The organism is Bythopirellula goksoeyrii (assembly GCF_008065115.1).
Classification (GTDB): domain Bacteria; phylum Planctomycetota; class Planctomycetia; order Pirellulales; family Lacipirellulaceae; genus Bythopirellula; species Bythopirellula goksoeyrii.
This window is the reverse complement of sequence record NZ_CP042913.1, coordinates 1,830,470-1,843,282: the sequence shown is the minus strand read 5'-3', so window position 1 is coordinate 1,843,282 and position 12,813 is coordinate 1,830,470. Positions and strand designations below refer to the sequence as shown.

The window sequence follows — 12,813 nt, the reverse complement described above, 5'->3', positions numbered from 1 at the left end:
GATAAAGAAACTTTAATGAATAAACCTGAATTTGACTCCGTATTGGGTCGTGTCCCCAGTGGTCTTTTCATTCTTACCGCCGGCAGTGGCGAGCGAGCCACTGGAATGCTCACCAGTTGGGTCATGCAAGCGGGCTTCGAACCACCTATGGTCACGGTTGCCGTAAAATTAGGTCGCTATGTGGAAGAATGGTTGGGCCGTGGCGAACCGTTTGTACTTAATATGGTTGGCGACAATAACCTTGAATTGCTAAAGCACTTCGGCAAAGGATTTGAGCCCGATGAACCTGCCTTCGAAGGGCTCAATGTGAAGCATTGCCCACGGGCGGTACCTATCTTGGCGGATTGCCTGGGGTATCTTGAGTGTGAGCCCGTTTCGCATTTGAATTCGGGTGACCATTGCATCTTTCTGGCTAAAGTTGTTCGAGGTGCACTACAAGAAGATGCAATGCCCACTGTCCATATCCGCAAGAGCGGGAGCCACTATTGAGAATCGTCTAGTCGCTTGCGATCTTTCCTCGCCAAAGAGCGATTGCCCCCCACAGTGATTGCCCAAGCGCGCAATCGCATGGTACTCGTCTAACGTGATTCGTCTTGGACGCAAATCATAGGCAGGAACACCCTCAAGAAGGGCTAGATCAAGCACCGAAGCAAGAGATCCGGATACGCAGGCTCAATAAGGTGCTAGGAATAGTGAAAAGATCGGGAATGCAACAATTGCCGGTTTTTTGCGTCTCCGATGCCTTAGATTTGCAAGAAATACCCCCAATTCGAGGGGAATCCTAGTATCGAGATTTCTGAGGGTGCTATGATAGATACTAGGTGTGCAATTCTTTCGCGTCACATCGCCAAACGAGTAAGATTTCTCAGAAAGCACCAACGCGAGTCGATTCAACATTTTCAGAAAAGGGTTTTGCCATGCGATTTTCATTTCTAGTTGCAACTTTGATGATTTGTCTTTCAGCAGTTGTCGGATGCGAAAAAGCCGATCGTCAGAAAGCGGCGGACGAAGCAAAAGATGCTACTAATAGCGCCATAGATGCCACGAAGGACGCTGCCGAGAAAACAGAAGCAGCCGCAAAGGATGCCATGGATGCCGCCAAGGACGCAACCGAGAAGGCTGCTGACAAGGCTGGCGAAGCTGCTGCCGAAGTAAAGGATGCTGCCGAGTCGGCTGGTAATGCAGTGAAAGATGCGACCGTAGATGCTGCTGAAGGTGCCGCCGACGCCGCTGATGCTGCTGCCGACAAGGCGCGAGAAGCTGCTGACGCTATCAAGTAAAAAGCTAAGAATAGCTCCAAACGAAATGAGTGCAGCAGCCTTCAGGGTTGCTGCACTTTTTTGTGCCATCGGTCCAACTAGTGACACTAGAGAAAAGAATCTCTAACGCCGCCGTACCGAGATAGGGGCAATTACTGCAGCCAGTAGGATCAACGCCATACTGTTCGGCTCAGGAACGGCCATGAAGAATACATGATCCTGCAAGTTCGTAATACCTGAGTTGAGGCGAATTATGTCTGAGAGCTTCAAAGTAGAGAGCCAAGCGAGATCACCGGCCAAGTCTTCATCACGAGTGTACCAGAATCGATCTCCATCGCGCGTGCGGGTGAATTGCTCAACGAGACCGGCAGCTATTAGTTCCCCTACTTCGCAGCCCACGACATGATCTTCTGACAGAGCTCCCACCCAGGCGTCGATACTGTCGACCGTGCCGTAGAGAGACTGTAAGCCTGCCTGGACAGTTGGATCAGAGCTTATGTCGGCGAATGTCAGATTGGGAGTCAGCCCAAACGCAACTCGCATTGAATTGTAGTCGGGCAATCCGTGATCACGTCCGCGCTGAATGTTCAGGCTCGCCAGATCAAACCCTCCCGGAATGGGGATTCCAAAAAGGAAATTACGCACATCATCCACCATGTGCATGTCCACATCTTGCTGGACTGCCGACGCAAGACCCTTGAGATGGTATTCCAATTCGTTGCTAGCAGAGAGATTCTGGGGTAGGAAAAAGGCATCCCGTAGAGACATAGATCCGCCAGGGGCTTCGCTGCCATCATTCTGCATCCTCATCAGTTCTTTTGGCAACATCGTATGGCCAACCCGATAGAGGGCTGTCGAGAATTCGTTGATAATCGAAGCATCTAGCCCCGGATTATAGACACTATTCGTACTGGGCGCCACCGATCCCAATAGGGCCGGCAGAAATTCCTGGTAGGTAATCGCTTGAATCTCGGCACCTACCAGTTTGCGAGCACGCTGATAAATCTGCTCATCGTTCCAGAGCGGGTTCGCAGCGGCAAGATCATCGGCAAGCCGATTGTGCTCGCGCATGAAGAGCGTGTGGATGGCCGTGAGTCCCACTTGTTCATTGGCTCGGACATCGCCTGCCACATAGAACTGAGAAGGATCGGCGGGACCACCTGTATCGTTAACCAGCCCCATTGTATTCAATGGGAGTAGGTCTCCTGCACTGGTCTTCAATCGACCTCCACTCAATGTACGCAAAGCCGTTGCCCTGGTTGCGTCTGAGCCGTACACATTCGACCCGTCAAGATAAGAAGTAATCTGATTTATCTGTTCTCGAGGATTGGCCACGGAGGTGCCTGTCGTCGCATCATAGAGCGACCGCTTGAAAGCCATGAATTGTGTGCCCGTGTTGCCAGGATCAAATATCGGATCTCCAGCAGGAATCGGGATGTTGTAGGGCTCAGCCGGAGAGGCAGATCCTGTCAGGTCGAGGTCGTGATCTATGAACTGCCCCCATTGGAAAACCCAACTTGTCATCGAATGGGTGTTGGGAAGAGAAGTGGCTTGGGCGACAACGATGTTGCTCACATCGCGGGGGTTGGGCAGCGTACTTGAGCTTCCCCGCGGCGCAGAGACCCCATCGTCATACATAGGAGCAGCCATGCGAGAGAGGTTCGTTCCAGCAGCACCCCAAGAAGGATTCAATACATTGTTGCCCGTGCCATCGATCGAGCGATTCTCGCCGAAGGCAGTACTCACACTGAGCAGGAGTACGACGAATAGACTCGCATTCGATGCAAATCTTACTGGCTGGCTATCAGGCGCGAACATTGCTGATTTCTCATCTAGGGTGCCGGTCGAAAACTCAAGTGAGGCAAATCGGTGCTTACTCAGGCAAGTGCAATAGCTCTCTCATCGCCGGGCATTTGAAATCGTACCGCAATCGAGAGATAGAATACAAGCAAATCCTGCTAAATCTCTGGAGGAACCTGCTAGGAAAGGGAGTTTGCTAAAGCAAAACTCGCTTTTTATCAAGTTTTGCGAGCTAGGCTGAAGCTTTGGGTAGCTGAGTCTTTCAAGAGGGAAACGCAAATCATATGCAGTTTCAAGGTATCTGGGCCATTTCACTTCACTCTAATGATTGACCACGTGATTGTCAATTTTTAGAGAGTTCACGGGGGAATTGCCCCCCACTTGAGAAGGGATTATTTGGAAAAACCCAGCACAATCAGCCAGATTGGCGACATCGGAACTTGCTGAGGAACACTCACCGCAGCATCAACGCCGAGGATGAAATAGTCGCCCTTCGAGCCTAGAGGGATTGGCCTTCGAGTACTTTCAGTTTTAGATTTCGGAAACGTACTTCCATCGGGCCACCGGAGTGGATCTGCAATGCGAAAACCCCTCTATGCGCGCCGTCAGGATCTTCCAGATCCACACAAAGATTTCCATTCAACCAGGTTTGAATATGATTGCCATTGGCGACAATCTTATACTGGTTCCATTGGCCTTTCTTGACGAACTGCTCGCCTGACTTGTCCCATAGAAGGGCACGGCCACTCTCTTCATAAAGTTTGCCCCACCAGTCGGGGCCAATATCCGCCTGATATCCCTTGGCTTCTCTCTCGCCAAAAGGCTGACTGCGAAATTGCACGCCACTATTACCTTCGTTGCCGATCAATTTCACTTCGAGTGTTAGCTCAAAATCGTCGGCAGCCATATCGCTAAACAGAAATGAATTCTTTTCGAGTCCAGGACTGCGACCGACAATCTCCCCATTCTCAACCGACCAAAGTTGTTCATCACCATTCCAACCAGTCAAATCTTGGCCATTAAAGAACGTTTCTTGATTTTCCTTTGTAGCAAGTGTCGCGACTTGCTCGCGACCTGCCAGATAGGTGAGCAGCGAAACGATCTGAGTAGGCGTGAACTGCTTCAACTGATCATCTGGCATCATCGACTGCTCGCTCAGATACCGATCCTCGATCTCGTCTTTGGGGATCACGATGACATCCGTTGTGGTTTGGACCGTCAGCGAGTTGTCGTCCTCGGCCTTCACTAGACCGGAAACGACCAGTCCATCAATTGTGAGTACGATTGTCTGTTGGTAGTCCTTTGTGATTACAGAACTAGGGTCGACGACATTCGTCAGCAAATAGGTTAAGTCCGAACGATTCGACCCCGTAAGGTCGGGTCCAATCTTTGCTCCGATGCCGTAGAGCGTGTGGCACTGCTGGCAAGTTTTGGCGAATACGGCTCGACCCATCTCGGGATCGGCCGCCGAGGGAGGATTGGCAACGAGGGTACGCAATTCTTCAATGAGCTTAGCCTTGTCCTCGGGGGTGCTGCGAACCTGCCCCCATGTATCGGCGAGCAAGGAATCAAGCTCAGCGTTTTTGAGATTTTGAAGTTGACGGATCAAGTCAGCCGGAAGATCCGCAGCCGGGACTTGCTTAGCTTGGACTGCTTTGAGAAGCTCAATTCCGTAGGAAGCACGAGAACAGAGAGTGGCAAGTGCTGCGCGCTTTTCCGCCGGACTGAGTTCATCGTAGACATCCAGTACCGACCCTGGTATGGACGGGTCATCGTACAAAGCGAGACCTAAAAGTGCCGGCTCGCGGAGGGTTGGCTCGCGGAGGCTGCCGACAAGCACTGGCAGAAGCTTCGCGTCTTTAGCTCGCAGCAAGGCATCGAGCGCCTGACGCCGAGAAGCTTGACTCGCCTCGGTATCACCCACGGTTTCACGAAATGCGGTCATTGCCTCTTGGTCACCGAATGTCACTCCGAGAGCATTCGATTGGGCCCGTAAGTCCTCATTCCCGTTTTTTAGCAATTTCGCGAATGCTGCGGGCCAGTTCTGTGGAGGTGCCACCTGCCGCTGACCCTGGAGAGCCTTCCGAATCCCGCGAATGATTTCCGCGTGCTCTTCGGTGTCGTTCGATTCAATAATCCGATCAAGCAATAATACTAAGGCTGCTTTGGAGCCACCAGTTGCAATACGCTGGATCATAAATTTCCGCACCAGCGGGATTGTTTTGCCGCAGGAAAGTCCTAGAGCCAAAGCCCGTGCAGGATCGACTTCAGCCAGAGGCTCAGCGGCGTACCAGTACATGAGCGGTAAATTGTGATCGCTTGCGTCCTCAGCGTGTGAGAGTAAGGATTCAAGAATCGACCAGCGATCATCAAGGGGCACACGGTCTTGTAAAGCCGAGGCAATGTAGAGTCGCACGACAGGCGATGGATCGTCTTTGGCCATCCGAGCTAAATCTGGGAGTAGTTCTGCTGCCAATCCCGGAGATTTCTCCTCAAGTGCCAGCTGGATCGTCCACGCCCGGACATGCTCATCCTTGTCGGTTATCGAGCTCGAGAGTACTTCACTAGAGAGTCCTCCGGTGACATGCATTGCCCACAAGGCTCGTAGCCTACGCGTCGCTTCAGGGTGCGATGCGGCTATTTCAGCAAGTCGATCGCGTGCTGCCTCAGATATTCCTCCTGAAGCTTGTCGCTCTTGCAACAATCGACGTCCGTGTCGCACATACCAATCGTTCTTGCTGAGCACCAACTCCGCCAATTCCAAGTCGGTTTGTTCGGCTAGATTTACCGGCTCGTACTTGCTTTCGCCATAGACGATCTTGTAGATGCGTCCGTTACTTCGATCATGCCCCTCAACAGTATTGTGATGACAAGCGTTCGTGTCATACCAGTCTATAGCAAATGCCTGGCCGTCTGGTCCGTAGCGCAAGTTGAGAATCTGTGAGGCGATGTCGCCCGTGAGCAGAAAGTCGGGACCATGGGAGCCAACAAATCCGGAGCCAGCAGGCTTGAGGATGTCGGTATTGATCCGCTGACCGTGAATGTTGTTCATGAAAATGCGACCGCGGTACTTCTCGGGCCAAGCTCCACCCAAATAGATCATCGCGCCAGCATGGGCGTGGCCACCGCCGGCATCGCCGGAGTTTCCATTGCCACCGTGAGGATTGTCGCCCAAGAAGTGCCGGTGGTCGGCGATGGTTTTTATGTCGACGTAGGTGTAAGGATTGAAATGCTGTCCAGCCTGTCGTTGGTACCGGCCACCTTGAATCATGTAGTAGAGATGGGGGATGACGCACGCTGTGCAAAAGGCCTGACCGTGGTCATCGAAGTCCACGCCCCAAGGGTTGCTCGTCCCTTCGGAAAAGATCTCGAATTCATACCGAGTGGGGTGGTATCGCCAGATGGCAGCATTAAGCGGCACGCGTTGGTCATCGGGAGTACCAGGTTTCCCAACGCGCGAATGGGTAAACACACCGTGGCATCCATAGAGCCATCCATCGGGTCCCCAGATGAATGTGTTGAGAGTTTCGTGAGTATCTTGCCGAGCCCAGCCATCCAGCAGAATCTCAGGATCCGCATCGGGCACATCGTCGCCATCGCGATCGGGGATGAACATTAGATACGGGGAAGCACCTACCCACACACCTCCAAATCCCACTTCAATCCCGCTGACGAGATTCAGCCCTTCGGCGAACACGGTCCGATTGTCAAACTTCCCATCGCCGTCTATGTCTTCGAAGATGAGAATTCGATCGGTTCCCTCGCCTTCGGGAGCCCGCACCGGGTATTCGTACGCTTCGGCGACCCAAAGCCTACCACGATCATCGATAGCCATGGCAATGGGCTGCTTAACGTCGGGCTCGGCTGCAAAAAGTTTTGCCTTAAACCCTTCGGGTAGCTCCATGACCTCGACGGCCTTTTCGCCGGGGAGTCCAGCATAGGGGTACGCGTCGGGCAATCGCTCGGTATTCGTTGATTCGGGGAATTCTGGCTCCTGATCATGGAGTCGGAAGTGATCGAAATTGACGTGCCCCCATCCCACAACGGCTCGATCTATTACCCGCAAGAAAACCTTCTCTCCTAGGTTCTTGCTCAGGTCCACGACCACGGGTCGCATTTCCTCGGCGTTGCGACCACTTACATGGTGGAGCACTTCATTGTCAGAAGCTCGCACGACTTGAACACCCAGCGCCTTCCCGCCACCTCCGCCAACTAAAAAGCTCGCGTAGGGGTGAGTCACTTTGAAGGGCACTGAGGTCAGGGAACCCTGCGTGCGATCTTGGCCAGTTTCGTAGGTGCCCAACCAATAATCGCCATCATGTCCGCTGACCATCTCTGGCCGTCGCATATGAACCGTATCTCCCTCGACAGGCTGATCATGAAACGCATTGCCCTCGGCGGTCCAATCCGACAGATCGCCTGTCTCAAAGTCAAGATTTAGCACGCGACCATCGTCTGCGGTAGCGAGAAATACGTTCTCAGATTCACCAGCCTGCGCTTCACTTGGAGAATCAACCTCTTCGCTTTCATTGCTTACCAGGCCGCCGTCGGAATCCTTCTCATTTTCAGAGGATGTTTGGACCGAAACAAACGTTCCCTTCTTATTGCCAACTACGATATCTGGAAGCTCATCCTCGTTGATGTCCGTGACTACTACTTGGGTACCAACACCAGAGTTGTTGTCGATTCGATGAGGAACGAAGTTCACGCCATCCTCGCCGCGTACTGTTTCAAACCAGTACAGTACAGCAGGGTCATGTCCACCAGGGTCGTGACCGCCATGAGCCCAGAATCGTTTGCCTGTGACTATGTCCAAGTCGCCGTCGCGATCCATGTCGGCCAGAGCAATCGCATGAAGCTGTGAGAATGTGACCCCATGGTCGCTCTCAGCCGGTCGTTCACCCATAATCAAATGCTCTTGGAACTTGATTTCATCCGAATTTCCGTTGCCAAGATTTTCGAACCAAGCGAGACCATAGGCATGGGCCGCTTTGGCTGTCACAATGTCGTTGTCACCATCGTCGTCGACGTCATAGGCGAACATTTGCGAACCACCGGGTCCAGAGAAATGGACTTCGTGGAAGTCCCATTCTTCGGCGTCAGACTGCGACGGTTGCTCCCACCAACCTTGCTTTTCCAAGAGGTCCATCCGGCCATCTCCGTTGATGTCTCCAACACCCAGACCGTGGGAAAACCTTTCGTATTCGCGTTTCGGTGAGACCGCACGAAACTGCCAAAGTTGGGTCGGATCGTCGGTCGGGATCTCAGCGAAACCGAACTGGCCACCAGTCATGCACACAAGTTCTGGAATACCATCGCCATTGACGTCCCCAAAAGTAGGTGATTCGTTATCTGTGGCTGCCCACACTAGATAACGCTTCCAGTGTCCTGACTTGCCTTGCGGGTTTTCATACCAAAAAGTTTCCGCACCGGGGAAACCAATGATCAGGATGTCGTTCCAGCTATCGCCGTTAAAGTCGTAGGAAAAGGCAAAGAAATTGTCGGAATAGTTGGCTATATCAAACGCTTTGGGTGGATAGTATTCGAATCGCTCAGTGAATTCTGGCCCAGCATACCAGTACGGGCCGGAAATGATATCTGCGATTCCATCGCGATTGATATCGGCAGCAGTTGCCCCTTCTGAGAAAAACTGATCCGTCAGTTGGAGTCGCTTAAATGATGGCGATTCCTTCGCGACAGCTGCATTTCCGGTCGAGTGCAACGCAAACAAGAAGGCGAACAGAACCAGAGATCGTTTCAAGACAGCCATAGCGAGATCCATTATTCCACTGTTCTGACTAGGGAGCAACGACCCTGGCTACGATGCCGCCTGAGGTGCTGCGGCAGTCTTTCGAGCGTGGACTGGCGGACGGACGCCATTTTCAACAGCATCAACGCGAGTTTTACTGTCGCGGGTGAATTCTGGCAGGCTCCGCGCCTCTCCACCATTCATGGCCGATTCATGGGCCAGAATCCCGACGCAAGTCCAGTTGGCACTGGTCGCCGCATTGGGCCAGGGATCACGATCTGATTGTAGCGAGTCAACAAATTCATGAATCAGGTGGGGATGGGAACCACCGTGCCCGCCACCTTGCAAGAAGGAAAGATGCTCGGCATCGACGATGGACCGGGTAAACGGTTGAATCGGTTCTGGAAGACGATGCGCAAAGTCGGGAATTTCCACCTTCTCTGCGATTTCCGCTTCGGGTCGCTTCGCGGTATGCATGACGTGCGATTCACCTTCAACAAGCGACCACTCAAAGGATTTCTTCGAGCCGTACACATCGAAACTCTCGCGGTACTGACGTGCCGTGTCGTACAAGAATCGCCAAACATGTGCGGTAACATCGCTCTCGGCAACCTTGATGTGGCAGGATTCGACTGCAAACGGAGAGCCACTCTTTTCCTGGATGTCCTGACGCACGCGGCCGGAACCAAAGCAGGAGACCAACTCGGCCTTGCTATCCATCAGGCCCAACACGGGACTAACTACATGCGTCGCATAATGCATCGGGATCATGCTTTCCCAATACTCTGGCCAACCATCCATGTCTTGAGGATGTGAGGCCTGCAAATATTGGATACGGCCGAACTCACCTTTTTCGTAGAGTTCTTTGATGAACAGAAACTCGCGGCTGTAGACCACCGTTTCGGCCATCATGTACTTCAGGCCGGTATCGGAAACGAGTTGGCAAATCTTCTCACACTCGGCGACCGTCGTGGCCATCGGGACGGTACACATCACATGCTTCCCCGCCTCCAATGCGGCAATGCTCATCCATCCGTGGTCGCCAATCGGGCTGTTGATATGTACGAAATCGATGTCAGGGTTCGCCAAGACATCTTCGAACTTGGTATATCGGTTTTCGATCTGAAAGGCATCGCCGATCTTATTTAATTCGTGCTCGTCGCGCCGGCTGATGGCAATGAGTTCAACGAGCGGGTGCTTTTGGTAGATGGGGATAAACTCCGCTCCGAAACCCAAGCCTACCAAGGCAGCTCGCAATGGACGTGCACTTTTCATCACACTTTGTCTTTCTGGATCTGTGTTTGTCTGCGCAGAAAGGAGGCCCGAGCAGTACGCGGCCTGCCTCTTCCTGTCGAATAGGTTATCGAGTGGAGAATCTTCTTCACCCATGCTTCATTTTATCTAGCCAAGGTTGATAGAGAATGTTTAATAGCGCATAACACATGTGATTTATTACAAGGATACTTTGGACTTGAATCCGCTTCCTATTCACACCTAATTCTGACCATCTAATCTACCGAAATGACTGAACGACGCTCAGTAGCCTTGCTGATTGAAACTTCCAACGCATATGCGCGAGGGTTACTAGACGGAATCATTGCCTACCAGCGGGAACACGAGCTGTGGTCCATATATGTGGGTGAGCAGGACCGAGGTGCAGTTCCGCCGGGCTGGCTTAAGAACTGGAAGGGGGATGGCATCATCGCCCGCATTGAAACCGAAGCGATTGCCTCGATGGTGCGCCGCACCCACATCCCGATGGTAGATGTGAGTGCGGCACGCTTAGTAAAGAACATCCCTTGGGTGGAAACGGACGACCGCCTGATTGCTCGCATGGCTGCCCAGCACCTAGTCGACCGAGGATTCGAGAAGTTCGCATTTCTCGGTAAGCCAGAGTTCAATTGGTCGCGTTGGCGTCAGGATGAATTCAAAGCATTGGCAGAAAATTCGAACTTTGAGTGCTTCGAGTTTTCAAGCAGTCCTGTTCATGAAAAAGGTTTCTCCTGGACCAAAGAGCGCAAACGCTTGAAAGCCTGGGTGGAAAGTCTTCCCAAGCCAATCGGCGTCATGGCGTGCTACGATTTCGCTGGCCAGCAACTCCTAGACATCTGCCGAGAGCTGGAGATTGCCGTGCCTGAGCAAGTGGCGGTAATCGGGGTCGACAACGACGTGCGTCTGTGCCGACTCTGCACGCCCCCCCTTTCGAGTGTGATCCCCGATACTCATCGAACTGGCTATGAGGCTGCTCAGTTACTTGATCACATGATGCGTGGCGAAAGGCTCTCGGAAGAGGCGATACTCGTTCCCCCTTCGGGGATTGCTGAACGACAGTCGAGCGATGTTTATGCAATCGATGACGAGGATATCGTCACCGCCTTGCGATTTATTCGAGAAAATGCCTGTACGGGAATAACAGTGGCAGACGTGCTCAAGGCGGTCCCCTTGTCGCGAAGAATGCTGGAACATCGATTTCAAAAGCTCGTGCGACGGACTCCCCACGCTGAGATCGTCCGCATTCGCATCGACCGCGCCTGCCGCCTGTTGCGCGAAACCAATTTGACACTTTCAGAGATCACTGCCCGCACAGGCTTTTCGAATCCCGACTATTTCTCTGCGGCATTCAAGCGTCATATGCATCTGTCGCCACGGGCCTATCGAAAAGAAAACAAGCTATCGAGAGGAAACAGAGTATGATCGGACTGGCCAAGAAGATGAGGGCTTGCTTGCTTCGTATATCACTGCTGAGTCGTCTAGTTGCCGTGCTAGTTTCCATCCTTATCTGGCCTAGTGTGGCATGTTGTTCGTGCGCTGCTGATGAACAGCAAACCCAATACGTGCTGCTTGTCACGATCGACGGCATGCGCCCGGAGGAACTGTTTACTGGCGCAGACAATCGTCTCATCGACAAAGAGATCGGAGGAGTCTACAACCCTCCAAGAATTCGCGAAACCTATTGGCATGAGGACCCGCTCGTGCGCCGTGAGCGACTGATGCCCTTTATCTGGAGCGTTGTCGCGAAGGAGGGGCAGCTCTATGGTTCAGCATTGGATGACTGCCAGGTCTTGGTTGAGAATGGTAAATACTTCTCCTACCCAGGCTATCAAGAACTCTTGTGTGGATTTCCCGACAAGTCGATTGCCTCGAACGACAAGGTTAACAACAAGAACAAAACAGTGCTCGAGTGGCTCCACGAAAAGCCTGACTTCTCTGGTAAGGTCGCCTCCTTCGCATCGTGGGATGTTGTTCCCTATATCATCAATGCCCCACGCAGTGGGATATATGTGAACGCAGGCTGGCAAGAGTTTGATCACGTCGAGAATTCGGAACGCCGCGAATTTCTCAATCGATCTGTTCGCGAAACACCTCATTTGTGGGAGTACGCGCGTTTCGACAATCTGACCTTCGCCGGCGCGATGGAATACTTGCAGTCGCAACACCCTCGAATACTCTACCTATCGCTGGACGAACCCGACGATTGGTGCCATTCGGGACGCTACGACTTGTATCTAGAGTCTTCTCGTCGCTGCGACGATTATCTACGGGAATTGTGGGAATTCGCCCAAAACTCGCCAGTTTATCGCGGAAAAACTTCGCTGGTTGTCACGGTCGACCACGGTCGAGGCCATGGCCGCGAGGGCTGGAAAAACCACAGCGCGGAGCTCCCGGGATCCGAACAAATCTGGATTGCCGTACTGGGTCCAGACACGCCTGCCACAGGAGTTCAAAGTGGATGTAATCTCTCACAGGGCCAAGTAGCAACCACCATAGCGGCCTTATTGGGATACGATCTTACGACCGCAGATTCCAAGATTGCTCCATGTCTACCCGATGTTATTCGCTCGGAAGCGAAAGGCTCTCAATCCACGCCTGTTAAAGACTAGGACACTTATCCAAGACAAATCGGTCCTCAATGCCATCCAATCGAATGACCTCCGTCAGTGACTACTTTTGCTATTGCGACAATTAAGACGTGTAAATTATCGCAGAATTATGTTGGCAATTTTC

Annotated in this window: 7 protein-coding genes; 4 read left to right on the top strand and 3 right to left on the bottom strand. The window is 52.5% G+C overall.

Going from position 1 to position 12,813, the window contains the following annotated elements:
* Positions 1-15: 15 nt before the first annotated feature.
* Both Pr1d_RS07355 and Pr1d_RS07350 read left to right on the top strand, forming a co-directional pair.
* Positions 16-489: a flavin reductase family protein gene (locus tag Pr1d_RS07355; protein WP_148072933.1), complete on the top strand. Its 474-nt coding sequence runs from the start codon at positions 16-18 to the stop codon at positions 487-489.
* A gap of 428 nt (positions 490-917) precedes the next feature.
* Complete coding sequence (locus Pr1d_RS07350; protein ID WP_148072932.1) at positions 918-1,280, top strand: hypothetical protein; 363 nt, start codon at positions 918-920, stop codon at positions 1,278-1,280.
* A 102-nt stretch (positions 1,281-1,382) separates the two neighbouring features.
* Here the strand turns inward: Pr1d_RS07350 and Pr1d_RS07345 are convergent, their stop codons facing one another.
* The 3 genes from Pr1d_RS07345 to Pr1d_RS07335 all read right to left on the bottom strand — a co-directional run bounded on the left by Pr1d_RS07345 (position 1,383) and on the right by Pr1d_RS07335 (position 10,083).
* On the bottom strand, positions 1,383-3,077 hold the full coding sequence (locus tag Pr1d_RS07345) for a peroxidase family protein (protein WP_148072931.1): 1,695 nt from the start codon (positions 3,075-3,077) through the stop codon (positions 1,383-1,385).
* Positions 3,078-3,558: 481 nt separating this feature from the next.
* A complete protein-coding gene (locus Pr1d_RS07340; RefSeq protein WP_168205108.1) occupies positions 3,559-8,829 on the bottom strand; it encodes a PVC-type heme-binding CxxCH protein in 5,271 nt (1,756 codons plus the stop codon).
* Between the two features lie 48 nt (positions 8,830-8,877).
* Complete coding sequence (locus Pr1d_RS07335; RefSeq protein WP_148072929.1) at positions 8,878-10,083, bottom strand: Gfo/Idh/MocA family protein; 1,206 nt, start codon at positions 10,081-10,083, stop codon at positions 8,878-8,880.
* A gap of 246 nt (positions 10,084-10,329) precedes the next feature.
* Here Pr1d_RS07335 and Pr1d_RS07330 point away from each other — a divergent pair, with 246 nt between their 5' ends.
* On the top strand, positions 10,330-11,502 hold the full coding sequence (locus Pr1d_RS07330) for an AraC family transcriptional regulator (RefSeq protein WP_148072928.1): 1,173 nt from the start codon (positions 10,330-10,332) through the stop codon (positions 11,500-11,502).
* A complete protein-coding gene (locus Pr1d_RS07325) occupies positions 11,499-12,689 on the top strand; it encodes an alkaline phosphatase family protein (RefSeq protein ID WP_148072927.1) in 1,191 nt (396 codons plus the stop codon). Before Pr1d_RS07330 ends, Pr1d_RS07325 begins: the two co-directional genes overlap by 4 nt.
* Positions 12,690-12,813: the final 124 nt, after the last annotated feature.

Coding starts and splice junctions, on each gene's coding strand:
- Pr1d_RS07355 (WP_148072933.1), top strand. CDS start 16: ATGAATAAACCTGAATTTGACTCCGTATTGGGTCGTGTCCCCAGTGGT.
- Pr1d_RS07350 (WP_148072932.1), top strand. CDS start 918: ATGCGATTTTCATTTCTAGTTGCAACTTTGATGATTTGTCTTTCAGCA.
- Pr1d_RS07345 (WP_148072931.1), bottom strand. CDS start 3,077: ATGTTCGCGCCTGATAGCCAGCCAGTAAGATTTGCATCGAATGCGAGT.
- Pr1d_RS07340 (WP_168205108.1), bottom strand. CDS start 8,829: ATGGCTGTCTTGAAACGATCTCTGGTTCTGTTCGCCTTCTTGTTTGCG.
- Pr1d_RS07335 (WP_148072929.1), bottom strand. CDS start 10,083: ATGAAAAGTGCACGTCCATTGCGAGCTGCCTTGGTAGGCTTGGGTTTC.
- Pr1d_RS07330 (WP_148072928.1), top strand. CDS start 10,330: ATGACTGAACGACGCTCAGTAGCCTTGCTGATTGAAACTTCCAACGCA.
- Pr1d_RS07325 (WP_148072927.1), top strand. CDS start 11,499: ATGATCGGACTGGCCAAGAAGATGAGGGCTTGCTTGCTTCGTATATCA.